Genomic DNA, 25,280 nt, shown 5'->3' with positions numbered 1-25,280 from the left:
CTCAAAGTACGGACTGGACTTCGTCGATCGACGTCTCGCTGACACGCTTGTCGAGCACAATCTGCCCACGCGCCATGGCGACCACCCGGTCACAGGATTCGAAGACGTGATGCATGTTATGACTGATGAAGATGCCGGTAACATTCTGTTCCTTCAACGAACGAACGAAACCGATGACCTTGTTCGTTTCCTTGACCGACAAGTGGTTCGTCGGTTCGTCGAGGATCATCACCTTCGACTTGAAATGCATGGCACGGGCGATCGCGACCCCCTGTCGTTGCCCGCCTGAGAGTTCGCCGACCAAGGCGTCAGGCGAGCGCAGATGAAGATCGACGTCTGCGATGGCCTGGACGCTTTCCTCGCGCATCTTGCGCAAATCCAGAACCCCGAGACCGAAGAGCGAATATTTCACCGGCTCGCGACCAATAAACAGGTTGCGCGCGATAGACATGGTCGGGACCATGGAGTTGTACTGATAGATGGTCTCGATCCCGAGCCGCATGGAGTCGCGCGGGCTCGATATGGCAGCCTCTTTTCCCTCGACGAAGATGCTGCCCTCGTCCTGTTTCTGGACGCCGGAAAGGATGTTGATGAGTGTGGACTTGCCGGCGCCGTTGTCGCCGATCAGTCCAACGGCCTCATTGCGTGCGAATTCGACTGAGACGCCTCTCAGAGCATGAACGCCTGAGTACCATTTGTGCAGGTTCCGGACGGATACGATAGGACCGTTCATGGCTCAGACCTCCACCTTGATCGATTTTGCCCGCTTTCGAAGCCAGGAGTTGGCGACGACCGCGAAGATCGTCAGCGAGCCGATCGCAAATTTGAACCAATTGGCGTCGACCTGACTGAGGATGAGACCGTTGTCGATCACGCGAATGAGAATGACGCCAATGATGCCGCCGAAGACGGCCCCAACACCGCCATTGAGCGCGGTACCACCAATGACAGCCGCGGCAACCGCTTGGAGTTCCATGCCCTCGCCGATCGAAGGCAGCGGCGACCCGAGGCGAAGCACCTGAATGAGCCCGGCAAAGCCGCTCAGCACCGAGCAAAGAATGAAGCAAGCTATTTTGACGCGCGCAGTCGGGATCCCAAGGGCATCGGCAGCCGGTAGGAAACCGCCGGTCGCTCTGATCCAGTTGCCGAAATTTGTCCGGCTAAGGAGCAGCGACACCAGAACGGCAATGACCAGGAACCAGATGAACGACATACGAAACAATTGGCCCGGCCCAACAAAACTGGTGAAGAGCCACGTGGGAAGATCGGCCGGCAAGAGCGGCGGAAAGCCCCCCGAGATGACGACCGTAAGCGATCTGGCCACAAACATCATGCCAAGCGTAGTAATAAAGCTTGGGATCGCAAAACGGATGGTCAAATAGCCGTTCAGCAGTCCGATCGCCACACAAACGAGAAGGCCCGCGACCAGTGCCATCGGGAACGAGATCCCACTGGCCATCAAGACGGCCATCGTCATCGGCATCAGCGCGAAAACGGCGCCGACAGAAAGATCGAATTCTCCGCAGATCATCAAAATAGTGACACCGATGGCAACCAGCGCCATCTCCGGGAGGATCCCAAAGAAGCCTCGCAGGTTTTCAAAGCTCAAGAAGACGCCTCCCGATCGGATCTGGAAGAGAACTACGAGCAGAAAGAGGAGAAGGAGCGCCGCGAGTTCCGGCTTCTCCATGTAGATTTTCAGCATTCTTTTCATCGCATGCTCCCGTGCGGCAGGGCATCCCATTTCGCGGGCCTGCCGGCCAAATTCATTGCTTTGCGCGCCGTGTTCGACGCGCAAAGCACATGCTTCCATCAACAGGCTCTTTCTGCGAAAACCCTCCGATTTTCGCAGAAACGCGTCTACCGCAGGCCCTGTGCTGAAAGGTCCATGATGTTGTCGGCATCAGCCGGGCGGACGATCCCGTGCCCCGTATCGACGTCAGCCGGGGCGAGGCCAAAATTCTTGGCAAGATAGACCTGCATTACAGGCATGAAGCCTTGCATGTATGGCTGCTGATCGACCTGGACCTGAACATAGCCCGTCTGCATTTGTTGGACGACTTCGGGCACCAGATCGAAGCCACCCAGAAGCACCTGACCTGGCGCGACCCCACGATCCTTCAGAACTCTTGCCACCGCGGCATGCCAGAATCCGGTATCGAAATAGGCGGTGGTGTCGGGATGCGCATTGAGATAGGCGCCGACACGATCTGATGTCACGGCAAGGTCCGTGCCACTGTCGATCCGTTCCCAGGACACTTCTCGACCGGGGTTCGCGGCCTTGAATTCCGTAAGGAAATCCATGACGCCCTGCCCGCGTGCCTCCGACCAGTTCTGGCCGGGCGCGGAAATTCCGACCAACACTTTGATCGGTCCCTCCTTCGGAAAATTCTCGGACATGGCCTTCCCAAGGGAGTATCCGGCGCGCCGGAAACCCTGTCCGACGAAAGCAACCCGCGCGTTTCCTTTCGCCCCCTCGCTGTCGTCGACGTTGACGCCGATGACCTCCACGCCGTCCTTGGTGGCCCGAGCGATGACGTCATCAAAGGCCTTGTCATCGACGATGGAGGTCAGAAGGGCGTCAGGCTTGCTCGCCAGCGCAGCTTCCATATTCGAGAGTTGCTGCTCAACCGAGCCCTCTGTCTGGGTAAACACCATCTGGCAACTTGCGCCGATCTTCTCGCAGGCGTCATCGTAACCCTTTTTGACCGCTTGCCAGAATGTGTTTGAAGCCGACGAATGATGCGTGAAGACGATCTTCAACGGTTCCGCCGACGCGCCAAGCGCGGTCGAACCAAAAAGCGCCAACCCCAATGCACTCCCAATCAATACTGTTCGCATGCTTGCTCCTCCTTAAGCTGCAGAATTGCGAAAGAACCCGGTCTTAGTCCCCGCTCGAAGTTCGACGGGACACCGTAAATGCCTTTTCGAGGTCGGGATTAAGCTCCATGCCGAGACCGGCCCCCGGCGGAACCGTGATCATCCCGTTTCGAACTTCCGGAAGCGCGGTAACGAGGTCGCGATACCAGGTCTTGTAGAAGGCCCGCACGCTCTCCTGGACCAGCGCGTTGGGCGCGTTCAGTGACAGATGCGTCGATGCGCAAAGAACGACGGGACCTGTACAGTCGTGGGGGGCCACCGGAAGGTGCCACGCCTCCGCCATCGCCGCGATCTTGCGCGCCTCCGACAAGCCGCCACACCAGCTGATATCCAGCATGACCACGCCAGCCGCGTCGGTCTCCAGGAGGTCTCGGAAAGCCCACCTCGAACCCAATGTTTCCGATGCGGAGATCGGCGCAGGCGAGACGGCTGCATAGCGCTTGAGGCTGGAGAGGCTGTCCATCTTGATGGGATCCTCGTGCCAGAACGTCTGGTACGGTGCGAGCGCCTTGGCAATCTGCATTGCCGGCAAGAGCTGCCACATCGAGTGGAACTCGACCATGATGTCCATGCGATCGCCAACGGCGTCGCGGATCTTCTGGAATGGCACCAGCGCCGATTTCAGGTCGGGCATCGAAATATACTGACCACGCGACTTTTCCGCCGCGATATCAAACGGCCAAATCTTCATCGCCGTAATGCCCTCTTCCAAGAGGGACAGTGCCAGTTCGTCGGCGCGATGAAGGAAGCCGTTGAGGTCGTCGTAGTTGCGGACGCTGGCGGACGACAGATCGTAGTTTGCGGTCGTTTGACCGGTTGCCTTCTTGATGTACTCCGTGCCCGCACAGGTGTTGTAGGTGCGGATTTCATTGCGGCTGAAGCCGCCGAGCAACTGTGCGATCGGCTGGCCCGTCGCCTTTCCGAAGATATCCCAGAGCGCAATGTCGAATGCCGAATTTCCACGCACCTCGGCGCCGGACGAGCGAAACCCGAGATAACCGACCAGATCAGATGCGAGAAGATCGATCTGCAGCGGGTTTCGCCCGACGACACGAGGGGCGACGTACTCGTGGATGTAGGTCTCGACGGTTTCTGCGCCGAAGAAGGTTTCTCCGAGCCCCGTCAACCCCTCGTCGGTATGGACCAGCAGCCAAAGCAGGTTCGGCCGTTCCGCGATGCGGACCGTCTCAAGTCTCGTAATTTTCATCAGGTTTTCCCCTATGCGATTCCAGCCGCGAGCAGTGCTTTTGCGCTTTCGTCGAAATGGCGGGCCATGAGCTGGCTGGCGGCTTGGGGGTCGCCAGCCAGAATTGCTCCGGCCAAGTCGATATGTATCTGGTTCATGGCGTGCCGGTCGGCGTCGGACGCGCGGCTGCGCCACCCGATCGGCCAGGTCTGGCGGGAGACCCCCTGGAATGCGCCGACAATGATCGAGAAGATCGGGTTCTTGGAGGCGCGGGCAATCTCCAGGTGAAAGGCGAGATCACTCTCCATAACCTTGTCCGCATCCGCGAAATTTGTCTCCATCGCTCTTGCATGGGCAAGGATGGTGTGGGCTTCCGCGTCGCTTCGACGAAGCGCAGCCAGCGTCGATGTCCGCATTTCTATGGTTCGGCGTACATCATAGACCTGGTTGATGTTGATCTGGGCCGTATGCACACCATGCTCGATCATCAAGGACATTGCACCGTGGTCGAGTTGGGCCACCGTGGCACGCTTTCCGACATTGAGATCAATCAGCCGCATGGTCGCAAGCGACCTGAAAGCTTCACGCACCACCGACCGGGACACGCTGAGTTCCTTCGATAGGGTGGCCTCGCTCGGCAGTCGATCGCCCGGACCAAGTTCGTTCTCCCGAATGTGCTGGGTGATAGCGCCGATCGCGGTGCTGACGAGATTGCCTCCTGCAAACTGTTCTTCGTCAACTGGAGTTAAACTCATTTTCGTCTCCCAGTTTGGTAAAACCTGTCGGACAGGTTGAATTGAACCGAGTCATAGTTTATGGATAAGCTGTGTGTCAAGAACCAATTTGAGGACAGCTCGGAGGGCTTATGAAAATTGAAGTTGACGTGGCATTCGCGGCGGAAAACATCGTGGGCGAGAGCGCGGTCTGGGATGATCGAACGCACAAGCTTTGCTGGGTCGACATCGTCGGAAAATCGATCCACCGGCTCTGCCCGAGCACCGGCAACCATGAAAAGTGGAGGTTCCAGGACCTCGTCACATCAATTGGCCTTCGCGACGACGGCGGCGCTATCGTCGGATTGCGGAAATCCATCGCCTTATGGGAGTTTGGAGGCGAGCTCCGTCTCGTGGCGGAAGTCGAGCCCGACGTGCCGGGCAACCGATTGAATGAAGGTGTCGTTGCACCGGATGGGGCCTTCTGGGTAGGCACGATGCAAGACAACATCGCTGCCGATGGCACGCCGATCGCGATGTCTGCAAAGACCGGGAGGCTCTACCGCTACGCGCGAGGAAAATTATGTCCGGTTTCCGAGGATCGGTTTGGTATTACCAATACCCTGATCTGGACCGACGATAGTCGGCTCATCACGGCGGATACCGAAGACAACGCGATCTACAGCTATTCTCTCGACGCCCACGCCATAGTGTTGAACGACAGGCAAACGATACTTTCTGGTTTTGAACGTGGTCTGCCTGACGGCTCCTGTGTGGATGCTGAAGGCTTCATCTGGAATTGCCGCGTCGCCGGCGGCGGATGTGTGGTCCGATTTGCACCCGATGGTAGGATAGATCGCGTTGTCGACCTACCGTGTTCATGGCCGACCAGCTGCACCTTTGGCGGTTCGCGGTTCGAAACCCTATTTGTTACGTCGGCGCGCTTCACGATGGGCGTCGAGCATCTTGCCCGCAACCAACATGAAGGTGCGGTCTTCGCGCTGCAGCCGGGCGCCCACGGTGTGCCAACAAATCGTTTCGGGCGATGAGATGGAACACCTTCATTGGACTTAACGCCGCCTCGCTCTATCGCCAATGAGCCCCCGCACCTCAACTGCCAGGTCGCGCCAGCGATCTGGCAATGTCGATGATGTCGTCGCGAGACGCGGTTGGATCCTCCTCCAGTCCGCGGATGATCTCTGACGTCGAGCCGCTTCTGACCTGCAGTTCCACACCTGGAAACTTCCGGCCGATGCAGGTGAGGAAGCCCGGAAGCACGCCGGTGGTCGAGGCTCAGGTTTGAGGACACGCTCCTCATGACAGCACCACCGCGCCCAAAGTTCAAATAACCCGAGCTCTTCAACAGCGGCGACAGAATAGCCAGAAGCGTTGCTGACGTGGCCATGGGTACGCCGGCGGCTGCGATGCGGTCGAGCGATCTGGCTAGGTCCGAATACGGGACAACGGCATCGTGAAAGAGCGGCAAACAGGTCGCGACCATCGCGGCGATCCGATCGTGGCTGCGATCCTGAGTCGAAAGGCGGTATGCCTCCGCGAGGCTTCCCTCCATTCCGTCAAGCACGCCACGCATAGTAGCGTCACCACAAGACTTGTACGCTGGAAGGAAGCTCAAGGCTTCAAGTCCGAGTGAGAAAATAATCCGTTCGTGGAACGGTTTATCCGGCTGTTCTTAGCGGAAGTCGGGCTCACAGAGCCCCGGGCTTTCCTGCCGATATAGTTGCGACCAGGTCAAGTCTCTCAGTAGCTAAGCATTTTGGCACCGATCAGTCATCCGAAAGAGGAATTGAGGGGCCACGGAAAAGCTTTAGTTTGGTGGACATGAACGCTACCACCGACCCGATCTGATGGCGTTCATGCATCTCCCTTTGAGCCTCAGCCAAGCCGCTCGAGGCTTTCTTTTTGCATAGCTACCATTATAGGTTCCTGCCAATTGTTCGATGCCATCGAAGCGCATCCGCGCGCGAAACCATTCCGACAAGCGCGCCCACCGCGTCAACCACCGGTTAGGTCCGGTGTGCCCTATCCGCCGTGGCGAAAGGAGCGCCTGGCGCTCGGTTTGCTTGGATGTGGCCACGTCTCAGACCAGCGTTCAAAGCAAAACCACTTGGACGGTCCTTTACCGATGGCGAAGCCGAAGCCGCCCCATTTTTGCAGGCCGGGTGTTCGCAGAGGTGTACACAAGGGCCTTCGGTCGCCTTTTTTGGCGTGCCCTCGTCGCTCATGTCCGGTTGCTCGCTTCGCGGTCGGGGCGAGGACGCCAGCCGCGGGTAAAACCAACGCTCATCGAGCCTTCGGCCAAAACAAGCTGCTGGCGAAGGTGCCGGCAATCGTCCAGCAAAGTGCGGATCGTGGCGTCTTTGTCGCCCTCGTGCCACGCAACGGCGGCCGCGGCTTCGTCCGCCACCTCTTCTTCATTCTCGATTTGTCCCTGAGGGGCGGGCATGTCTTCTCCTTCTCCGGTTTGCACCAGAGTTTGTTCAGTCTTCAGTTTTCAGGTTGGCGGCCGCATCCCCGTGAATGTTCTTATAATGTTCTGGTTAATCGGAAGAGTCAACGCCCAGAAATCGGGAGTGATCGATGCAACGGCAGGCTTGCCGCCGCCGAACCATCACCACAATGACCCCGTCATTCTCGACGAGGCCACCGAGTGCGCTATGCGCAGGGCCTCCACTGCGGGGGACGATATGGAGCCCCGCCGATACCACAGGGGGTGTGGTCGTCGGCATAGCAGAAACGTCCAAAGTGCCAGGCAGTTCCCAAAACAGATAAACGTTCCCGAAGGATCTAGGTCGCCACGCCAGTGACGGGGTTCACCTCCGGTTTTTCACTCGTATCCTTGGCGCCAGGAGGTTGGACGGCTGGCGGTGCGATCGACTCCTCGTCGCGGTGCTTTCTGTGATCAGCGGGTTGATGGATGTCTTTCGGCTTCGCCTGCTCAGGCTTTGCATTGGTATCCTTGGTGGCCATTTAGGTACTCCTTTCGGAACGACAACGGGCAGGAGTGTCACGAGTTCCTCATCGGCGACCGCGTGGTCTCATGCGCGGGTAAGAACGCTATGCATCTGAGTGATATTGCGAGGCGTCGGAGTTTTGCCCAAACCAAATCGCGCTCTCAAATAGCGCGTCTTCATCAGTCAGCCCTTCGGGGAACTGATCGACGATATGCCACGACAACTGCTCGGCGCGCCTCCCGTAGCGCGCAATGCTGGACTAGGTGCACACTCGATCGAACGTGCGTTGCAGCATGTCCAGCTCGTTCGGACTATCTGGCTGGCTTGCCTGGCGCACTTGGGAAGCAGGCGAGATCGCTAGAGTCGCCATTCGGCAAGCGAAACGGCCCCGTCATTCTCGACGGGGCCTAGAGCGCGCGTGCTATACCAACCGTGCTACACAAAAGGGTCTCCATTCTTAAAAATTTCGATGAAGGCCCGCCTTGATCCGTTGGGCAGTGGATCATCAGCAATGCCAACAACGGCCGCGGATGCGGAATGTTCCTCTGCGCTGACCTGAACTGCGAGCGAGCTTGCTTGGCGTGCCAATGACTGGACCAAGAAGTCCGGATCGATCGTCGCCGAGGCGGGCACGCTCGGGTAAGCGTCTCTCACCATCGACGGTGAGACGGTCGTGCTCGACCAACAGGGCCGCTCGTATTCCGGGTTGCTGCAGCGCGCCGTCGGCAAGAAGCCGAGCCAGCACGATGCCGGCGAGATCATTTTCTGCGCCTTCGACCTTTTCTATCTCAGCCCATAAAGAGAGCTCGCCGGCTCGTGCGGAAGCGGTTCAAGTGGAGGTCGAGACATTGTGCGACTTTGAACGCACCAAAAACGGAGGCGATTTCGATTTCGATGAAAACACTCCTGCTAGGCTGCTCGAGCAGCCGCGAGTGCCTGCTCCAGATCCGCCTTGAGGTCGTCGACATCTTCCAGTCCGATTTGGAGGCGCAGGACGGGCCCGTCGGTCGGCACGGGCGTCACCTTGCGCTCGTCAAGATTGACGTGAAGCGCGAGGGAAGCAAATCCGCCCCAGGAATATCCCAAGCCGAAGATCGATAAGGCATCCAAAAACGCCTGGGCTTTCGCTTTAAACCTGTCTTCATGCTCTGCGCGAAGAACAAACGAAAAGACACCACTCGCGCCCTTGAAATCACGCTTCCAGATCTCGTACCCCGGAAAACTCGGAAGGCCGGGATGCAGTACGCGTGCGACGTCGTTGCGACCTTCAAGCCAGTTGGCGATCTCAAAGGCGCTCGTCTGGTGTCGCTGCAGTCGGATTCCCAGTGTCCGCAGGCCTCGAAGGACCTGGTAGGCATCATCGGGTGCGGCACAAAGACCAAGCAACCCGTTTACTTCCTTCAAGCGCGGCCAGTGTTCGGCATTCGCCGACACCGTTCCGAACAGGATGTCGGCGTGGCCAGCTGGATATTTGGTGGAGGCCTGGATGGAAACATCGACCCCGAAGTCGAGCGGCCTGAAATAGAGCGGTGTCGCCCAGGTGTTATCCATCGTGACGAGCGCGCCGCGACGGTGGGCCACGGCGGCGATGGCGGGAATGTCCTGGATCTCGAACGTGTTGGAGCCCGGTGCCTCAGTGTGCACGAGACGCGTGTTCGGCTTGAAAAGGGGCTCGATGTCCGCTCCTAACGAGGGGTCGTAGTAGTCCACTTCGATGTTCAGGCGTGCCAGCATGACGTCGCAGAACTGGCGGACATTGCCATAGACGGAATCGACAATCAGCGCATGATCGCCGGGAGAGAGATAGGCAAGCAGTGGCACCGTGACGGCGGCAAGACCTGATGGCACGAGGATCGTGCCAGCGGCCCCCTCCAGTTCGTTGATCGCATCGCACAGCGCGTCCGTGGTTGGCGTGCCGCGTGTGCCATAGGTGTATTTCTGCCCGTGCGTTTCCATCGTCAGCGCGTCCGGAAAAAGCACCGTTGACCCGTGGACGACAGGTGGATTGATAAAGCCGCGCTGGCTGGCCGGGTCATATCCGGCCTTGATCAACTGGGTTTGCGGACCTGGCTTGACGCCGGCGTTTGCTTTGTCATTCATGATCGCATGCCTTTGAAGGAAGGAGGCTCGATTTGGATACTATGGCCGATCACCGGCCAGATGGCGCTCGAGGAAGGACAGGTTGTCCTGTCCCCAATAAAGCTCATCATCATAGCGATAGGTCGGGAACCCGAACACGCCGCTTGCAACAGCGTGATTACGATCCTCAGCCCACTTTGCCTTGACATCGTCATCCGCCTCGCGCCGTGCGAGGGCCGCGCCGTCAAGGCCCGCGGCCTGCGCAATCTCTTCGCGTACATCCGGACTGCCGATGTCCTTGGCCTCGGCCCAGAAGGCATGCTGCAGCGCCCTTGTGAGGCCGATCCAGTCCTTCCCATCGAGAAAGGCCGCAATCACGATCAGCGATGACGGCGTCGGGTCAGCGAGGACCGGTCGGTTTTCCAGGAGGAGCGGCTTGCCGCGCACAGGGGCCCACCGTTTGAGGTCGCGCGTCCCATAGGCGCGGCGGACATCCGGTCGATTTCGGGAGAAAATGCCCCCGTTCTCTTCGACGACAGTGGTCAAGTACGGCCTGATCTCTGCGCCATTGCGGCTCGCAAGGCCAACAAAGGTGTCGAATCCGATATAGGACCAGGGCGAGCCGATGGAGAAGAAGTAGTCGATCGTCTTTGGCACTCATATGTTCCTGTATTGCGAGGCCCCACATCGGACCCCCGTTTCTAGGCTGCTTTCTGGTCGGCCGGCGACCATCCGAGCTCCGGAGCGATGCGGGCAACAAAGTCATGGACGATCTGGCGGTAATCCTCGTCCTCGAATTCGTAGGGAAGTTCGAGCCTGAGTTCGCGGACATGCGGCAGGACCGGGTCTGCAAACAACCGTTCGAGGATCTCGTCGGACGTGCCCACAAGGTCGCGGGCATAGAGCGTGCGCCGCTCGCCCTGCGGCGTCAGCGTTCGTTCGGTGCGCGCGGCCGCGTAGTCGAGATAGCGCTTGCGCGTTTTTTTGTCCGCACCATCCAACGGAACAATGACCCGGCCAAGCGCGACCCTCCTCTCCGTACCGCCCGCCGCGCGATAGGTTTCGAGCTGCCGCCGCTGCGCGAGGAAGAAATCGTCGGTCCCTTCCCCGGTCGTGACATTGCCGATCAGAAGGTTGAGATCGTTGCGCCCTGCCCATCCGGCAGACTTCAGCGAGCCGCCGCCATACCAGATCCGGTCCGTCAGTCCCTTGGCATGGGGCTGGAGCCGCGGGCGCTGCGGGCCGAACGGCGTCTTGATGAAGGTGTCTTCGTCGCCGATCGGTCGGCTGCGCAGATTATCGACAAAGCGCAAAACCCGCCCATGTGTGAAGTCGAAATTCTCCCAGCCATCGTCGAAGACGAGGCGGCCGATCAGATCGACATGCAAGGGGCGGCCGGCACTGAGACCGATGTTCAGACGACCGCGAGAGAGCACATCGACGGTCGAGAGATCCTCTGCCAGCCGGTACGGGCTCTCATAGCCGATCGGAATAACCGCAGTGCCAAGCTCAATGCGGCTCGTCCTTTGCGTCGCGGCAGCGAGAAAAGCGGCCGCCGACGATATGCCGGGCTCCAGGTGTCGCTGGCGCACCCAGGCACTGGCAAAACCGAGCGCCTCGCCATACTGCAGCAGCGCCAAGGTCTTCTCCAGCCCATCCAACGGGTCGTCCGCCGGGTAATTGCCCGGGCTCAGGAAGCCGATATGACTGATCGATATCTTGTTTCGCGTCACTTCAAGGCTCCCTAGAATTTCGGAAGGCCGGGTGGATTGGTCTCGGATTTCGGCAAAGCTTCCTCCTGGAGGTGCCAACGCTCCAGAACCTTGCCGTAGGTGCCATCCGCAATCAGACCGTTGGTGGCGATCGTCAGAGCGCTGGCGAGCCCACTGCCCTTGCGCGTTGTGATCGCCACGTCCGAACGCTCCGGCCAACCAGCGCTTAGCGTACCGACACGCTTGATGTTGTTGTCCCGGGCGGCAATGAAGACGAGCTGCGCGTGCGGCTGAACGATGACGTCGGCGCGACCGGAGGCAAGCGCCACCAGGCTCGTCGCCTCGTCGTCGTAGTATTGCAACTCCAACGGCTTCAGACCGGCCGCAACGTTCTCGTCGCTCCATTTGAGCAGGATGCGCTCCTGGTTCGTGCCGGCACCGACGATGATCCTGAGACCCGCTGCATCCTTCGGCTCCTTGATCGAAGTGATGCCGCTATCGGATTTGACGAAGAAGCCATGCAGGCCCTGGCGATAGGTCGAAAAGTCGAACTTCTCCTTACGCTGCTCGGTGACGCCGACATTGGAGATAACTGCGTCGTATTTGCCGGAGGTCAATCCAAGCGGCCAGTCGATCCAGGCGACGGGGACAAGCTCAAGCTCGAGGCCCAGGCTTTTGGCGACCGCACCGGCATATTCCGGATCGGCGCCGATCACCGTGCGTGCGTCGGTCGCATAGGTGGCAAGCGGCGGCCCGCCCGGACTGACGGCGACCGTGAACTTGCCTGGCGTGACAAACTTGAAGTCCGCGGGGATGGCCGCGACCGCGGTTTCATTGCGAACGGCATGGACTTGACCGGACTGTTCGGGGCTGAGATCAAAGCCGGCATCGGCCTGCGCCGAGCCGACATGAAGAAGAGCTGCCGCAGCGGCAGCAAGAAGAGTGCGAAGGCGGGACGTGCCGTTCATGCTGTAGGTCTCCGGATGAAGTGCGGAAGCCGGACCGGCGGCAACGCCACCGGTCCGCTGAGGTCGGATCAGGAACCGCTCTTCGGCAAGCCGGGCGGGTTGGTCTGAGCCGCGTCGACGGCCTCGGCCCCGAGGCTCCAGCGCTTCAGCACTTCGCCGTATTTGCCGCTCTTGATGAGATCGTTGAGCGCGATGGTGACGGCATCGGCAAGGCCCGCCCCTTTTCGCGTTGTGACGGCGATTTCGGCGGTCAGCGGCCAGCCACCGCTGGCGATGCCCACCACCTTGGTGTCGTTCTTGATCGAAGCGGCATAGGCTCTCGTCGCGTTGGGATTGAACTCGACATCGGCACGCCCGGATTGAAGCGCCAAGTCGCCGGCGGCGCGGTCGTCGTAATACTGCACCTCGATCGGCTTCAGCCCGGCGGCGACGTTCTGCCTATCCCACTCCAGGATGATCTTCTCCTGGTTGGTGCCGGCACCGGTGATCACCTTGAGCCCGGCAACGTCCTTCGGTTCCTTGATCTCGTTGATCTTGCTGTCAGACTTGACGAAGAAACCGAGCACGTCCTTGCGGTAGGTGGAGAAATCGAACTTCTCCTTGCGTTCCTCCGTCACCGTGACGTTGCTGATGACAGCATCGTACTTGCCGGAGCTGACGCCGAGCGGCCAGTCCGCCCAGGCGACGGGAACAAGCTCCAGCTCAAGCCCGAACGAGTCGGCGAGAAGCGAAGCGATATCCGGATCGGCACCGACCACGGTCTTGGAGTCGGAGGCATAGGTCGCAATCGGCGGATCCCACGGGTTGACGGCAACGGTGAACTTGCCAGGGTTGACGAACTTGAAGTCGGGAGCGATCGCCTTGACCGCCGCCTCGTTCTTTTCGGTACGAATGCGGTTGGAGGTATCGGGGCTGAGGTCAAACTTTTCCTCGGCATAGGCCGTGGCGATACCGAGCGTCGCAGCGGTGACGACGCCAGCAAGCAGCAACTTTGCAGTGTCAAGCATTCTCATTTTCTGCTCCTTTTCAATCCTTGGTTGATTATTTCGGCACACCTCGCCTATGGGACAGGCAGCCAGGGTCCTTTAGAGAACGCGCGCTAGGAACTCGCGGGTGCGCTGATGTTTCGCATGCGTGAAGATCTCGGCCGGCGGACCTGCTTCCAGCACCCGGCCCGCCTCCATGAAGACCACGGTGTCGGCAACCTCCCGGGCAAAGCCGACTTCATGGGTGACAATCACCAACGTCGTGCCGGTTCGCGACAGTTCCTTGATCACATCCAGCACTTCGCCGACGAGTTCCGGATCAAGTGCGGAGGTCGGCTCGTCGAAGAGCAGCACCTTCGGTTTGAGGGCCAAGGCACGGGCGATCGCGACGCGCTGTTGCTGCCCGCCCGAGAGCTGTCGCGGATAGGCATTGATCTTATCGCTCAAGCCGATGCGAGCGAGCAGTTCCTGGGCAATGCGTACCGCCTCGTCTCGCCCAAGGCCGCGCACGTAGAGCGGCGCTTCAATCAGGTTTTCGAGAACGGTCAAGTGGGGGAAAAGATTGAAATTCTGGAACACCATGCCGATATCGGCGCGACGCTTCAGGATGTCCTTTTCCTTGAGCTCGTAGAGGGTATCGCCCTTCTGGTTGTAGCCGACGAGTTCATCGTCGATCGAGATGAAGCCGTCGTCGACGCGTTCGAGATGATTGATCGTTCGAAGCAGCGTGGACTTGCCCGAACCGGAGGGACCGAGAATGGCGGTGACGCTGCCTGCCCTAAGGTTCAGCTCGACGTCATCCAGAACCTTGAGAGATCCGAAACTCTTGGAGATGCCATGCACATGCACGGCACCGCCGGAGCGGAAGGCCTGCGCGTCGCGAAAGCCGGTCTTGACCACTGCAGTGGTCTGGGGCGCGACATCCGGCAACGGTCGGCGGAAACGTGCGATCAGCGCCTGGAACGGCAGGGGCACCGGATTGCGGACAGCCCCCTTTGAAAAATAGCGCTCGATGTAGTGCTGGGCAATCGACAGCCCGGTCATGATAACCAGGTACCAGACGGTCGCGACCATCAGCAGCGGGATGACTTCGAGATTGCGGCGGTAGATGACCTGGACCGTATAGAAGAGCTCGGGCAACGCCAGGACGTAGACCATCGACGTACTCTTCGCCAGACCGATGATCTCGTTGAAGCCCGTGGGCAGGATCGAGCGCATGGCCTGCGGGAGCACGATGCGAAAGGCCTGGCGGTGGCGAGGCAGGCCGAGAGCTGCTGCCGCCTCATGCTGTCCCTGGTCGACGGCCAGTATGCCGCCGCGCACGATCTCGGCGAAGAAGGCAGCCTGGTTAAGGGTCAGCCCCAGAAAAGCCGCGGCAAAGGGGGTGAGAAGCTGCGTCGTCGGGTAGTTGAACCACACGGCGTCGATAAATGGCACGCCGATGCTGATCGTCTCGTAGAGATAGCCGAGATTGTTGAGCACCAGCAGCAGCACGATCAGCGGGATGGAACGAAGAAGCCAGATGTAGCCGAAGGAAAGACCCGACAGCAGCGGCGACCGCGATACGCGGGCGAGCGCCAGCGCCGTTCCAAGCAGCGAGCCGGAAACGGTCGCAAGCGCCGTCAGAAGCAGGGTGCGGCCGAGGCCTGCCAGGACCGGTTCGGCAAAAAACCACTGCGCGAAGACCGGCCATCCCCAGCGCGGATTGGTCAAGACCGAATAAAGCACGCCGGCAATGACGAGAGCCGCAAAGAGCGTCCCGAGCGCACGCCCCGGGTGGCGCGCCGGCACGATGCGGTAGTGGGCGTAGCCGGGGTTCGGCTCGCTGCTCCGCCTGGTGCCGGGCACGCCGGCGAGATCGGTCAGAACTGCCATGATGGATTCCTCTCCTGAAATCTGTTGAGGCGGCCGTTGGTGCTAGATGTGGTTCACGGCTTGGGGCTTTGACGGCGGCGTGTCGCCGATGAGCTCGAGCGACACGAGGAGATGCGTGATGTCCTTCTCGAACGGCAGCGTCTTGTAGACCTCGGGATCGGCCTTGACGTCAAAGAGCGCGGTGTAGCCGTTTGCAAGGTAGAGGCCGACGGCTTCGGGCTGGCGAAATCCGGTCGTCAGATAGATGCGTGAATAGCCTTGCCGCGCCGCCTGCGCTTCGAGCTCGAGCAGCACCTTTCGCGCCAGACCCTGGCGGCGCAAATCCGACCGCGTCCAGATGCGCTTGAACTCGGCGGTGCGGTCGTCGTAGTTCTTGAAGGCGCCGCCACCGATCGCTTGCCCGTCGCGGATCAACAACACGAAGTTGCCGTGCGGTGGCGCAAAATCTTCCGGCGGATAGCGATTCATCTCGGCGGCCGCCCCTTCTTCGCTGAAGTAGGTGCCGTAGCGGCTGTCATACTCAAAGATAAGTTCGTCGATCAGCGGCTTGGCACGCGGATCGAGGGGTGTGGTGTAGAGAAACGTGTCGCTCATGTCTTTCGCCATCCCATGGTCGTCATGCGAGGAAGGTTTCCACCAGCCGAACCCAGTAGCGGGCCGCCGGTGCGATGATCGCGTCGTTGAAGTCGTATTGAGCGCTGTGGAGGGACGCGCTGTCGCCGTTGCCGACGAAGGCGTAGTTGCCGGCCTTCTCCTCCAGGAAGAATGCGAAGTCTTCGCTGGCGGTGCGCGGCCTGAAGTCGGCGACGACCGCCTCGGGGCCAAGAGCCTGGAGCGCCACGTTGCGGGCGAAGGCCGTTTCGTCCGGGTGGTTGACCAGCGCCGGAAAGCCCAGCTTGTAGTCGACCTCAGCCTTTGCACCGAAGCTCTCGGCCTGTGCCCGCGCCAGTGCCTGGACACGTTCCCCGAGCAGGCGCCGGACATCGCCGTCGAAGGCGCGTAGAGTGAGCTTCAGCGAAACGCTCTCGGGTATGACGTTCGATGCCTGGCCACCGTGAATGGAGCCGACCGTGACGACGGCCATGTCCTGCGGATCAACATTGCGCGACACCAGGCTTTGCAGCGCAGTGATCAGCGATGCCGTCGCCAGCACCGGATCGACAGTCAGATGCGGCTCGGCCCCATGTCCCCCCTTGCCGACGATGATAATGTTTGCCTGATCGACAGAGGCCATGGCCGGCCCGGAGACGAAGCCGAAACGGCCGGCCGTCACCCCCGGCCAGTTGTGCAGGCCGAAAACCGCGTCCACGGGGAAGCGTTCAAACAGGCCCTCCGACAGCATCTTGCGGGCGCCCGCGCCGATTTCCTCGGCCGGCTGGAAGATCAGCCTCAACGTGCCGTCGAAACGCCCCTCGGTCGCGAGAAACCGGGCAGCGGCGAGCAGGATCGCCGTATGCCCATCATGGCCGCAGGCGTGCATGACCCCCTTGTGGCGGCTGGCATAGGCTAGCCCGGTCGCTTCCTCGATCGGCAGCGCGTCCATGTCCGCGCGCAGACCGATCGCCTTCTCGCCTTGTCCACCCCGGAGCGTGGCGACGATACCGGTTCCGGCGATACCGCGGCTGACCTCATACCCCCAGGAGGCGAGTAGATCGCCGACCACGCTGCTGGTGCGCTTTTCCTGGAAAGCGAGTTCCGGGTGCTGGTGGAGGTCGCGCCTTATCGCGACGATCTCGTCGATGAAGGTGGCAAGGCCACGTTCGACGGCGGCAGATCTCTGGGTATCGGTGAGGATGAGGTTCATGGGTCCGTCTCCGCCGACGCCGTCAGGCCCCGACGGCCCTTCCGCGCGCGACATCCGCCGCCGGGGCGGCGTAGCGGCTCTCGCGATAGGAGAGCCCCAGATGATCGCGCAGTGTTTCGCCCTCGAGCCTCGGCTTGAAATAGCCACGACGCTCCAGGATCGGCAGCACATGCGCGGCGAAATCGGCGAGACCTTCGGCAATCACCGGGAAGCCGAGGATGAAGCCGTCGGCAGCATCCTCGTCGATCCAGCGGATGATTTCCTTGGCGATATGTTCGGCCGTGCCGATGAAGGCAGTTCTCGGGGTTGCGACATCGAGCGCGATCTCGCGCAGGGTCGCTCCGGTTTCGCGCGCCGTCTTCTTGATGCGATCGGTCGTCGCCCGAAAACTGTTCTTGCCGACATCCCCGATATCCGGAAACGGCGCGTCCAGCGGATAGGCGCTGAAGTCGTGATGATCGAAGAAGCGACCGAGATAGAGCAACGCCTCCTCGATCGTCACGAGATCACGGATCGCGCGGTACTTCGCCTCCGCCTCCTCGGCCGTAGCCCCGACGATCGGGCCGATGCCCGGGAAGATGCCGATCTCCGCAGCGCTGCGTCCCTGCGCCACAGCACTTTGCTTGACCTGCTTGTAGAATGTCCTGGCGTCCTCGATCGGGCCGCCATTGGTGAAGACGGCATCGGCATGTTTACCCGCAAGCCGGACGCCGGAATCGGAGGCGCCTGCCTGAAACACCACCGGCTGTCCCTGCCTGGAGCGCTCGATGTTGAGCGGCCCTTCGATCCGGAAGAACCGTCCCTTGTGGTTGAGCCGACGCAGCTTCGTCTTGTCGGCGTAAACGCCGGTTGTCCGGTCACGCACGAAGGCATCATCGTCCCAACTGTCCCACAGCCCCTTGATCGCATCGAGATACTCGTCGGCGATCTCGTAACGCAGCTCATGTTCCGGATGTTCGCGTCCGTAGTTGCGGCCGGAGCCTTCGAGCGGCGATGTCACCGCATTCCAACCGGCGCGGCCACCGCTCAAGAGGTCGAGCGAGGCAAACTGGCGAGCGATGGTGAACGGGTCGCTGTAGGAGGTCGAAACCGTGCCGACCAGGCCGATCTTAGACGTCGAAGCGGCGAGCGCCGACAGGATGGTCAGCGGCTCGAAGCGGTTAAGGAAATGCGGGATCGACTGCTCGTTGATGTAGAGGCCATCGGCAACGAAGGCAAAGGCGATGCCGGCGGCCTCCGCCTTTCGCGCCGTTTCGACGAAGAAGTCGAAGTTGACGCTTGCGTCCGCCGGGCCGCTTGGATGCTTCCAGGCGTTCATGTGCCCGCCCGGCCCTTGCAGCATGATACCGAAAGTCACGTTCTTCTTGGTCATGGCAAATCCTTCAGGGAAAATTCAGGCGGCGAGCGAAACCCGTTCGCGCGCGATGAGTTCGATCGAGGCGAAGCGCTCGCTGGCGCTGACTGCGGGGGTGTCGATGACGAATTCCTTGATGCCGTAGCGTCGGTGCAGATCATCGAGTTCCTGGCGAACCTGGCGCGAAGTACCGGTGAGCACGCTCGGCGTCTTCTCTTCGACGCGGTAGTCGGCGATGCCGGCCTGGCGGGCGAATTCGGCAGCTTGCTCCTCGCTGCCGACATTGACGCTCTGGCCATTTGCAAGCAGCACCTTGAAGATTTTCAGGTCCGCGACGCGCTCGCGCGCCCGCTGTTCGCTTTCGGCCGCGAAAGCTGCAAGAGCAAGAAGCGGCCGATCGCCGTTCGTTGCGCGGTCATAGGCGTCGAAGGTTCTCTGCAGGTTTTCCGGATCACCGTTGAGGTGACCGGCAAAGACGAGCTTCCAGCCCTTTTCGGCAGCGAGCAATGCGCTATCGACGCTTGCTCCCAGCAAGAAACGGTCCGGTGCGACCGGCGGCAGCGGCGTCGCCAACAGCTCCGAAGCTTCGCTACCTCCTGCCAGCAAGTAGCGGTTGAGGTCGGCCAGCTGCTCGGGAAAGCTCGGCCGCAAAGCCGGATCAACGCCAACCTGCAACGCCCTGGTCGAAAACGGAAAACCACCGGGTGCCTTGCCGACACCGAGATCGACCCGGGACGGTGCGAGACTGGCAAGCAGGTTGAACGTCTCGGCGACCTTGTAGGCACTATAGTGCTGCAGCATGACGCCGCCGGAACCGATACGGATCTTCGACGTCTTGGCGAGGAGATGAGCGATCAAGATCTCAGGTGCGGAACTCGCGAGGCCGGCGATGTTGTGGTGCTCGGCGACCCAGAAGCGGTGGTAGCCCCATTCTTCAGCCTTGGCAGCAAGGTTAGCCGTCGCATGCAGCGCCTGTGTCGGCGTGCCACCAGGATCGACCGGGCTCTTGTCGAGAAGGCTGAGCAGATAGGGCATGGTTTGCAGTTCCACCACGGTTGATCACATCAATACATTAAATACATAATTTTTATAGATTATAGGAATGACGTTCTCTTTGGCTGCCCGAAACGGGAAAAGCTGTTGCTCTCATCACGCAACAGGATGCAGTTTTCGCTGTGCCGGAAGCCGCCTCTGCTAGGCGCTGTCGAACCATAACATCTGTCGTCATGCCGCCGGGACTGACGGGATCATGGCGAAGGCGACCGGCGTTGGCTCTGCAAGGCGCTGCTTCACCAGGTTCAACGTCTTGAAACCGTGTGGCATGCGGCTGACGCGATCTGATCAGGACGACCAACACTACGGCAATGCCGGCGGCTGCCAACGCCTGGATGAGACGAACACATTCTGTACGAGCTTTGGCAAAAACGCCGCAGAGCGCTCATCCTCAACAACCAGCTTCGGCCGCAGCGCGCCCAACCGTACGATCGCGATGGCTCGCGCGAAAGAGTGTGCGGGTATAGCCGTGCTGCATGTCGCCGGCGCGCAATTGCGCGCGCGTCAGCGTTTCGACTGCACGGGCGTTCTGCATCACCATCAATCGATCGCACATATAGGAGATGACCGCGAGATCGTGGCTGACGATGACAAAGGTCAGCTTAAGTTCACGACGAAGGCGGTTCAGGAGGTTGAGGATTTCAGCCTGGACCGAAACGTCGAGGGCCGAAGTCGGCTCATCGAGCAGGAGCACCCTTGGGGATAGCGACAGTGCGCGGGCGATCGCCACGCGCTGGCGTTGGCCGCCGGAAAGTTCGTGCGGGAAGCGAAACCGGTGTGCCGCCGTCAGCCCGATCATCTCCAGCAACTCGACCGTGCGCGCATCCACATCCGACATGCGGTTGATCAGCATCGGCTCGGCGATGGCCTGGCCGACCGTGTAGCGGGGATGAAGCGAGGCATAGGGATCTTGGAACACCATCTGCGCCACGCGCACGAGGTCGCGCCGCCTTCCCTTGCGCCGATCTATACCGCCGATGTGGATATCACCGGTCCAATGGCGATTGAGACCCATGACTGTGCGCAAGACGGTCGATTTGCCCGAGCCGCTTTCGCCGACGAGACCGAAACTCTCGCCGCTCTCCACTGAGAGGCTGACGTTCTGCACCGCGACGGCGCTGCCGAAATGGACGCTGAGATTGTCGATGCGGATCATGGGCGGGCCTCTCCCCAGCTTGCGTCGCGCGCGAGAGTTGGCAGTGGTGTCAGCGGCCCGTCGATGGCGGGCAGGCAGGCGAGCAGGCCCCGCGTATAGGGATGGACCGCCTCGTGCATGCGCCGCGCATCCAGCGTCTCGACGATCCGGCCGGCGTACATGACGAGGACCCGGTCGCAGAAACGCGAGACGAGATTGAGGTCGTGGCTGATGAAGACAAGGCCCATGCCGCGGCGCCTGACCAGTTCGTCCATGATCTCGAGCACCTGCAACTGCACGGTAACGTCGAGGGCGGAGGTGGGTTCGTCAGCGATCAGCAGTTCCGGCTCGCGCACCACCATCATGGCGATCATCACCCGCTGGCCCATGCCGCCAGAGAGTTCGTGTGGATAGAGGTCGTAGACGCGCTCCGGCGCGCGGATATGCACCGCCTCCAACACGTCAAGCACTTTCTGTCGCACCTTTGCTGCCGGCAGCGATCGGGCACCGAGCCGGATCGCCTCGGCGATCTGCTTGCCGACACACATGACCGGGTTGAGCGAGAATTTCGGATCCTGCAGGATCATGCCCATGCGATTGCCACGCAACTGCCGACGTACGCGCGGCGAAGCCGTAAGCAGGTTGATGCCGTCAAAGGACATCACATCAGCCGAGACGCGCGCATGCTCCGGCAGAACGCCCATCAGAGCGCGGCTGGAGAGACTTTTTCCCGAGCCGCTTTCGCCGACGATGCCGAGCTTTTCCCGGCCGACTTCGAAGGAGACGCCCTTAACCGCCTCGATCATTGTGCGGCCCTCGCCGGCAAAGGCGATGCGCAAGTTTTCCACGGTGACAAGCGTCTCGCTCATGCGCGCCTCCTCAAATGCGGGTCGAGCAGGTCGCGCATGGCATCGCCCAGAAGGTTGAAGCCGAGGCTAACGATGAAGATCGCAAGACCAGGCATCGTTGCCACCCACCATTGATCGAAAATGAACTTGCGGCCAGTCGAGATCATTGCGCCCCATTCCGGCAGCGGCGGCTGCGCGCCAAGGCCGATGAAGCCGAGACCAGCGGCCGTCAGAATAATGCCGGCCATGTCGAGCGTCATGCGCACGATAACCGAGGAGAGGCACATCGGCATGATATGGCGAAAGACGACGCGGAACTCTGACCCGCCGGCCAGCCTGACGGCGTTGACATAGTCACTGTCGCGCACGATCAGTGCTTCAGCCCGCGCCAGCCGCGCATAGGGCGGCCAGGCGGTGAGCGTGATCGCCAGCGCCGCATTGACGATCCCAGGCCCGAGCGCGGCAACAAATGCAAGCGCCAGTAGCAGTTTCGGGACGGCAAGGAAAACGTCGGTGATGCGCATGAACACCGCATCGACCCAGCCGCCCGACGTTCCCGCCACCGCGCCGATAATGAGGCCGATCGGTGCAGATGTCGCCACGACCAGCCCCACGATGAGCAGTGTCAGCCGGGCGCCGTAGAGCATGCGGGAGAAGATATCACGACCCAGCTCGTCCGTGCCGAGCCAATTCTTAAAGCTCGGCGGCGAAAGGCGATGCACGAGATCGGGCAGGTAGGGATCATGGGTCGCGAGAAGTGGCGCAAAGACTGCGCTCGCCATGAGCACACCGAGGATGGCAAGGCCGATCATGCCAAGCGGATTACCGGCAAAACGGCGGGCGAATTTGGTGAATTCACCGAGGCGCGCGCGCCGAAGCTGGCGGCGGGTCTCGGCATGGGTGAGATTGATGGCGGTCATGGTGGCCTCCTACCGGCGGCGAAGGTTGGAGCGCGGATCGAGCATCTGGTAGACGACGTCCGAGACCATGTTGAGCAGGATGAACACGGCGCCGACCAGCACTGTGCCGCCGAGCACGGCGTTGATGTCGGCCCTGAAGAGTGATGAGGCTATGTAGTTGCCGATGCCCGGCCAGGCGAAGACCGTCTCGACGAGCACGGAGCCTTCCAGCAGGCCGCCGTAGGAAAGTGCGATCACCGTGACGAGCGGTATGGCGGCATTTCGCAGCGCATGCAGCATCACCGCGCGATATTCAGTCGCCCCCTTGAGGCGGGCCGTCAGCACATATTCCCTCGACAGCTGGTCGAGCATCATCGAGCGCGTCATGCGGGAGATGTAGGCAAGGCTGTAGTAGCCCAGCAGCGCTGCCGGCAGAACGATATGGCTCAAGGCATTGCCGAAGACTTCCCACTCGCCTGATAGAAGCGAGTCGATCAACAGCGAACCGGTCACCGGTTTGACGATGCCCTGATAGAAGACGTCGATCTGGCCAGGACCAGACACCCAGTCGAGCCGGGAATAAAAGACGAAGAGACCGACCAGCCCAAGCCAGAAGATCGGCACGGAATAGCCAATGAGGCCGACAAAGCGGATCACGTAGTCGGGCCATTTGTCGTGCCAATAGGCAGCGGCCACGCCAGCCGGCACGCCGATGAGTGTGCCGGCGAGAAGGCCGAGCGTCGCAAGCTCCAACGTCGCGGGAAAGAAGCCGGCAAGGTCCGAGAGCACGGGCCGGTTCGTCACGAATGAGATGCCAAAATCGCCCCGAACGAGCTTTCCGGCATAGACGAGGAACTGCTGCCAGAGCGGCTTGTCGAGGCCCATTTCGAGGAAGACGCGCTGGTAGACCTCCTCGCTTGCCTTCTGTCCGACCACCGACAGGACCGGATCGATCGGCACAACGCGGCCGATGCAAAAGGTGAGTGCGACCAGGCCAATGAGCGTGATGCCCACGGTGAGGAGAAGCGTGAGGATCCGGCCGGTGACACCGAGAACCCGGTTGATGAGAACTGCCGGCACGAACCACTCCGTTTGATCTAATGCGATTGATCTCGGCCGCGACCGGCGCCGGAGCCCCGTTCGCTGCCGAAACATGGGTTCGAACGGCTACTTCGTTACGTTCCAGTAGCGGTCGTCGGCGAAGGTCTGCCCGAGGACGACCCCCTTGATCGAACTGCGCACGCCGACCTTTCGGACCTGCTGGAACATGTAGAGGAAGGGCGAGGTGTCGGTGTGTGCCTTCTGCAGGGTTTCATACATCACCCGGCGCTTGTCCGTATCCTGCTCGCGCACGGCCGCCATCGCCTCCTGCGACAGGCTTCCAGCGTTCCAGCCAAATCGATCGGCAAGGCCAGCGGAACCGTCCGGTGCGTCCTGCTTGTTCACGGCAAAGGCCTTGGCGTTGGAGTGCGGGTCGGGATAGTCCGGGCCCCACAGGCCGAGCCAGATGTCGAGGTTTGACGAGCGATAGCGTTCCAGCCACTGCTGGCCGTCGACCACTTCAAGGTTCAGCTTGATGCCGGCCTGCGCCATGGTCGCCTGGATCGCCTGGGCGAAGTCGGTGTAGGGCGGTGTGTTCCAGACAACGGTATCCAGCGTCAACTCACCCGAAATTCCGGCCTCGCCCAGCAGCGCCTTCGCCTTCTCGATATCGAGCTTGTACGGATTGTAGTCGATTTCGCCGAGGAAGCCCTTCGGCACCAGCGTCTGGTGGACTTCCACCGTGCCGCGCGAGATCGTGTCAGCGATGCCCTGGTAGTCGACCAGATACTTCAGCGCCTGCACGACCTTGGGCTTGGCCAGGTGCTCGTTCCTGACGTTCAAGCCCATGTAGTAGATGGTTCCGGAACGACCGTCGACGAAGCCGACGTCCGGGTTCTCCTCGATAGCGCCGAAATCATCCGGGCCGAGTTTGTTGGCTATGTCGATGTCGCCCTTTTCGAGCAACAGGCGCTGCGCGGCGCTTTCGGGAACATGCTGAAGGAAGATCCGCTCCAGGCCTCCGGTCTCGCCGGTATAGTTGGGATTGCGGGTCAACATGATCGACTGCTTGGGCTCCCAGCGCGTCAGCACATACGGGCCGGAACCGGCGGAATTCTCAACCTTCAGCCAGCCATTGCCGAAGTCGCCATTGACCTCGTGCTCCTGCACCAGCTTGGAATCGACGATGCCGCCGACATAGGAAGACAGACAGTAATAGAGGAACGACGGCGCATAGGTGTCGCCGATCTCGATGACCAGCGTCATGTCGTCAGTCGCCTTGATGCGATCCTTGACGTTCTCAGGCGTGAAGCCAAACTGGGTGAGGATGAAGGCAGAGCGCGACTTCATCTGCACGACGCGGCGCAGCGAATATTCCGCATCCCTCGCCGTCACCGGATTGCCGGAGGCGAACTTCAGCCCCGGACGCATCTTGAAGGTATGGGTCTTGCCGTCCGGCGACGCCGTCCAGCTTTCGGCGAGCACGCCGATGATCTTGCTAGAATCGTCGGTCGCTGCAGTCAAAAGCGGCTGGTAGATCTGATTTGCCGCAAGCACGCCGCCAACCTCCGACACCTCGCCCGGATCAAGCGTGATGATATCGTCGATGGCATCAGCTACGACGAGCGTGTTCTTCGGCGTTTCGGCCAGGGCCTGGCCGGTCGCCAACGCCAGCACGAGCGCCGCGCCGTTGATCAATTTTTTCACGCGCATTTTTCCTCCTTCAGGCGTGAAGGGTTTCACCTGTCACCGCCTGCCCCGCGTTGCGTTGTTTT

General features: G+C 60.9%; 24 protein-coding genes and 1 pseudogene. 2 read left to right on the top strand and 23 right to left on the bottom strand.

All coding sequences use genetic code 11. The annotated features are described in order from the left end of the window. Position 1: 1 nt before the first annotated feature. From IB279_RS18610 to IB279_RS18590, 5 genes are all read right to left on the bottom strand, one after another. On the bottom strand, positions 2-733 hold the full coding sequence (locus IB279_RS18610) for an ATP-binding cassette domain-containing protein (protein WP_060520100.1): 732 nt from the start codon (positions 731-733) through the stop codon (positions 2-4). Between the two features lie 3 nt (positions 734-736). Further along, positions 737-1,714, bottom strand: coding sequence for an ABC transporter permease (locus tag IB279_RS18605; RefSeq protein ID WP_058330200.1), 978 nt, complete (start codon positions 1,712-1,714; stop codon positions 737-739). 146 nt (positions 1,715-1,860) lie between these two features. After that, complete coding sequence (locus tag IB279_RS18600) at positions 1,861-2,841, bottom strand: sugar ABC transporter substrate-binding protein (protein WP_192339497.1); 981 nt, start codon at positions 2,839-2,841, stop codon at positions 1,861-1,863. A gap of 43 nt (positions 2,842-2,884) precedes the next feature. After that, on the bottom strand, positions 2,885-4,087 hold the full coding sequence (locus IB279_RS18595) for a mandelate racemase/muconate lactonizing enzyme family protein (RefSeq protein WP_113188561.1): 1,203 nt from the start codon (positions 4,085-4,087) through the stop codon (positions 2,885-2,887). 11 nt (positions 4,088-4,098) lie between these two features. After that, positions 4,099-4,821, bottom strand: coding sequence for a FadR/GntR family transcriptional regulator (locus IB279_RS18590; protein ID WP_058330197.1), 723 nt, complete (start codon positions 4,819-4,821; stop codon positions 4,099-4,101). Positions 4,822-4,931: 110 nt separating this feature from the next. On the opposite strand from IB279_RS18590, the gene IB279_RS18585 reads away from it, so the two are divergent. Next, the gene (locus tag IB279_RS18585; RefSeq protein ID WP_113188560.1) at positions 4,932-5,828 is read left to right on the top strand and encodes an SMP-30/gluconolactonase/LRE family protein; all 897 of its coding nucleotides are present in this window, start codon (positions 4,932-4,934) and stop codon (positions 5,826-5,828) included. A 61-nt stretch (positions 5,829-5,889) separates the two neighbouring features. Here the strand turns inward: IB279_RS18585 and IB279_RS37245 are convergent. From IB279_RS37245 to IB279_RS18575, 3 genes and pseudogenes are all read right to left on the bottom strand, one after another. Further along, positions 5,890-5,961: pseudogene (locus IB279_RS37245) on the bottom strand (transcriptional regulator); the annotation flags it as partial. Positions 5,962-7,018: 1,057 nt separating this feature from the next. Then, complete coding sequence (locus tag IB279_RS18580) at positions 7,019-7,243, bottom strand: hypothetical protein (protein WP_060608598.1); 225 nt, start codon at positions 7,241-7,243, stop codon at positions 7,019-7,021. 341 nt (positions 7,244-7,584) lie between these two features. After that, complete coding sequence (locus tag IB279_RS18575) at positions 7,585-7,767, bottom strand: hypothetical protein (RefSeq protein ID WP_090297626.1); 183 nt, start codon at positions 7,765-7,767, stop codon at positions 7,585-7,587. 657 nt (positions 7,768-8,424) lie between these two features. Here IB279_RS18575 and IB279_RS37700 point away from each other — a divergent pair. Further along, positions 8,425-8,550: a hypothetical protein gene (locus IB279_RS37700; protein WP_256439272.1), complete on the top strand. Its 126-nt coding sequence runs from the start codon at positions 8,425-8,427 to the stop codon at positions 8,548-8,550. 110 nt (positions 8,551-8,660) lie between these two features. Here the strand turns inward: IB279_RS37700 and IB279_RS18570 are convergent, their stop codons facing one another. From IB279_RS18570 to IB279_RS18500, 15 genes are all read right to left on the bottom strand, one after another. After that, on the bottom strand, positions 8,661-9,851 hold the full coding sequence (locus tag IB279_RS18570; RefSeq protein WP_113188559.1) for a cystathionine beta-lyase: 1,191 nt from the start codon (positions 9,849-9,851) through the stop codon (positions 8,661-8,663). A gap of 39 nt (positions 9,852-9,890) precedes the next feature. Next, on the bottom strand, positions 9,891-10,487 hold the full coding sequence (locus IB279_RS18565; protein ID WP_113188558.1) for a 2-hydroxychromene-2-carboxylate isomerase: 597 nt from the start codon (positions 10,485-10,487) through the stop codon (positions 9,891-9,893). Between the two features lie 44 nt (positions 10,488-10,531). After that, positions 10,532-11,563: an LLM class flavin-dependent oxidoreductase gene (locus tag IB279_RS18560; RefSeq protein ID WP_113188557.1), complete on the bottom strand. Its 1,032-nt coding sequence runs from the start codon at positions 11,561-11,563 to the stop codon at positions 10,532-10,534. An 11-nt stretch (positions 11,564-11,574) separates the two neighbouring features. Beyond that, positions 11,575-12,510 (bottom strand): ABC transporter substrate-binding protein, encoded by a 936-nt coding sequence (locus IB279_RS18555; protein WP_113188556.1) that lies wholly within the window; start codon positions 12,508-12,510, stop codon positions 11,575-11,577. Positions 12,511-12,578: 68 nt separating this feature from the next. Then, positions 12,579-13,523 carry an ABC transporter substrate-binding protein gene (locus IB279_RS18550; protein ID WP_060608619.1) on the bottom strand — a complete coding sequence of 315 codons (945 nt, stop codon included), beginning with the start codon at positions 13,521-13,523 and terminating at the stop codon, positions 12,579-12,581. A gap of 72 nt (positions 13,524-13,595) precedes the next feature. After that, positions 13,596-15,371, bottom strand: a complete 1,776-nt coding sequence (locus tag IB279_RS37840; RefSeq protein ID WP_192339495.1) for an amino acid ABC transporter permease/ATP-binding protein — start codon at positions 15,369-15,371, stop codon at positions 13,596-13,598. 42 nt (positions 15,372-15,413) lie between these two features. After that, positions 15,414-15,977: a GNAT family N-acetyltransferase gene (locus IB279_RS18540; RefSeq protein ID WP_083523748.1), complete on the bottom strand. Its 564-nt coding sequence runs from the start codon at positions 15,975-15,977 to the stop codon at positions 15,414-15,416. Between the two features lie 10 nt (positions 15,978-15,987). Continuing rightward, entirely contained in the window at positions 15,988-17,175 is a 1,188-nt protein-coding gene (locus IB279_RS18535; RefSeq protein WP_113188564.1) for a M20 aminoacylase family protein, read from the bottom strand. Between the two features lie 22 nt (positions 17,176-17,197). Further along, positions 17,198-18,547, bottom strand: a complete 1,350-nt coding sequence (locus tag IB279_RS18530; protein WP_113188554.1) for an LLM class flavin-dependent oxidoreductase — start codon at positions 18,545-18,547, stop codon at positions 17,198-17,200. A gap of 21 nt (positions 18,548-18,568) precedes the next feature. After that, positions 18,569-19,564 carry an MsnO8 family LLM class oxidoreductase gene (locus IB279_RS18525; RefSeq protein ID WP_192339493.1) on the bottom strand — a complete coding sequence of 332 codons (996 nt, stop codon included), beginning with the start codon at positions 19,562-19,564 and terminating at the stop codon, positions 18,569-18,571. 409 nt (positions 19,565-19,973) lie between these two features. Further along, positions 19,974-20,738, bottom strand: coding sequence for an ABC transporter ATP-binding protein (locus tag IB279_RS18520; protein WP_060583688.1), 765 nt, complete (start codon positions 20,736-20,738; stop codon positions 19,974-19,976). After that, positions 20,735-21,586, bottom strand: a complete 852-nt coding sequence (locus tag IB279_RS18515) for an ABC transporter ATP-binding protein (protein WP_113187544.1) — start codon at positions 21,584-21,586, stop codon at positions 20,735-20,737. Before IB279_RS18515 ends, IB279_RS18520 begins: the two co-directional genes overlap by 4 nt. Beyond that, positions 21,583-22,485 carry a nickel transporter permease gene (nikC, locus tag IB279_RS18510; protein WP_113187545.1) on the bottom strand — a complete coding sequence of 301 codons (903 nt, stop codon included), beginning with the start codon at positions 22,483-22,485 and terminating at the stop codon, positions 21,583-21,585. Before nikC ends, IB279_RS18515 begins: the two co-directional genes overlap by 4 nt. Before the next feature lie 9 nt (positions 22,486-22,494). Then, on the bottom strand, positions 22,495-23,544 hold the full coding sequence (locus tag IB279_RS18505; protein ID WP_234852880.1) for an ABC transporter permease: 1,050 nt from the start codon (positions 23,542-23,544) through the stop codon (positions 22,495-22,497). Between the two features lie 87 nt (positions 23,545-23,631). After that, positions 23,632-25,218, bottom strand: coding sequence for an ABC transporter substrate-binding protein (locus tag IB279_RS18500; protein ID WP_113187547.1), 1,587 nt, complete (start codon positions 25,216-25,218; stop codon positions 23,632-23,634). Positions 25,219-25,280 lie beyond the last annotated feature (62 nt).

This window comes from Ensifer sp. ENS06, from assembly GCF_014852205.1.
GTDB lineage: Bacteria > Pseudomonadota > Alphaproteobacteria > Rhizobiales > Rhizobiaceae > Ensifer > Ensifer adhaerens.
The sequence above is the reverse complement of the archived record's forward strand: the minus strand, read 5'-3'. Positions and strand labels throughout refer to the sequence as shown.

What these genes read in the sequence shown, in the direction of transcription:
- IB279_RS18610 (WP_060520100.1), bottom strand. Translation starts at nt 733, where the DNA reads ATGAACGGTCCTATCGTATCCGTCCGGAACCTGCACAAATGGTACTCA.
- IB279_RS18605 (WP_058330200.1), bottom strand. Translation starts at nt 1,714, where the DNA reads ATGAAAAGAATGCTGAAAATCTACATGGAGAAGCCGGAACTCGCGGCG.
- IB279_RS18600 (WP_192339497.1), bottom strand. Translation starts at nt 2,841, where the DNA reads ATGCGAACAGTATTGATTGGGAGTGCATTGGGGTTGGCGCTTTTTGGT.
- IB279_RS18595 (WP_113188561.1), bottom strand. Translation starts at nt 4,087, where the DNA reads ATGAAAATTACGAGACTTGAGACGGTCCGCATCGCGGAACGGCCGAAC.
- IB279_RS18590 (WP_058330197.1), bottom strand. Translation starts at nt 4,821, where the DNA reads ATGAGTTTAACTCCAGTTGACGAAGAACAGTTTGCAGGAGGCAATCTC.
- IB279_RS18585 (WP_113188560.1), top strand. Translation starts at nt 4,932, where the DNA reads ATGAAAATTGAAGTTGACGTGGCATTCGCGGCGGAAAACATCGTGGGC.
- IB279_RS18580 (WP_060608598.1), bottom strand. Translation starts at nt 7,243, where the DNA reads ATGCCCGCCCCTCAGGGACAAATCGAGAATGAAGAAGAGGTGGCGGAC.
- IB279_RS18575 (WP_090297626.1), bottom strand. Translation starts at nt 7,767, where the DNA reads ATGGCCACCAAGGATACCAATGCAAAGCCTGAGCAGGCGAAGCCGAAA.
- IB279_RS18570 (WP_113188559.1), bottom strand. Translation starts at nt 9,851, where the DNA reads ATGAATGACAAAGCAAACGCCGGCGTCAAGCCAGGTCCGCAAACCCAG.
- IB279_RS18555 (WP_113188556.1), bottom strand. Translation starts at nt 12,510, where the DNA reads ATGAACGGCACGTCCCGCCTTCGCACTCTTCTTGCTGCCGCTGCGGCA.
- IB279_RS18550 (WP_060608619.1), bottom strand. Translation starts at nt 13,523, where the DNA reads ATGAGAATGCTTGACACTGCAAAGTTGCTGCTTGCTGGCGTCGTCACC.
- IB279_RS37840 (WP_192339495.1), bottom strand. Translation starts at nt 15,371, where the DNA reads ATGGCAGTTCTGACCGATCTCGCCGGCGTGCCCGGCACCAGGCGGAGC.
- IB279_RS18540 (WP_083523748.1), bottom strand. Translation starts at nt 15,977, where the DNA reads ATGGCGAAAGACATGAGCGACACGTTTCTCTACACCACACCCCTCGAT.
- IB279_RS18535 (WP_113188564.1), bottom strand. Translation starts at nt 17,175, where the DNA reads ATGAACCTCATCCTCACCGATACCCAGAGATCTGCCGCCGTCGAACGT.
- IB279_RS18530 (WP_113188554.1), bottom strand. Translation starts at nt 18,547, where the DNA reads ATGACCAAGAAGAACGTGACTTTCGGTATCATGCTGCAAGGGCCGGGC.
- IB279_RS18525 (WP_192339493.1), bottom strand. Translation starts at nt 19,564, where the DNA reads ATGCCCTATCTGCTCAGCCTTCTCGACAAGAGCCCGGTCGATCCTGGT.
- IB279_RS18520 (WP_060583688.1), bottom strand. Translation starts at nt 20,738, where the DNA reads ATGATCCGCATCGACAATCTCAGCGTCCATTTCGGCAGCGCCGTCGCG.
- IB279_RS18515 (WP_113187544.1), bottom strand. Translation starts at nt 21,586, where the DNA reads ATGAGCGAGACGCTTGTCACCGTGGAAAACTTGCGCATCGCCTTTGCC.
- nikC (WP_113187545.1), bottom strand. Translation starts at nt 22,485, where the DNA reads ATGACCGCCATCAATCTCACCCATGCCGAGACCCGCCGCCAGCTTCGG.
- IB279_RS18500 (WP_113187547.1), bottom strand. Translation starts at nt 25,218, where the DNA reads ATGCGCGTGAAAAAATTGATCAACGGCGCGGCGCTCGTGCTGGCGTTG.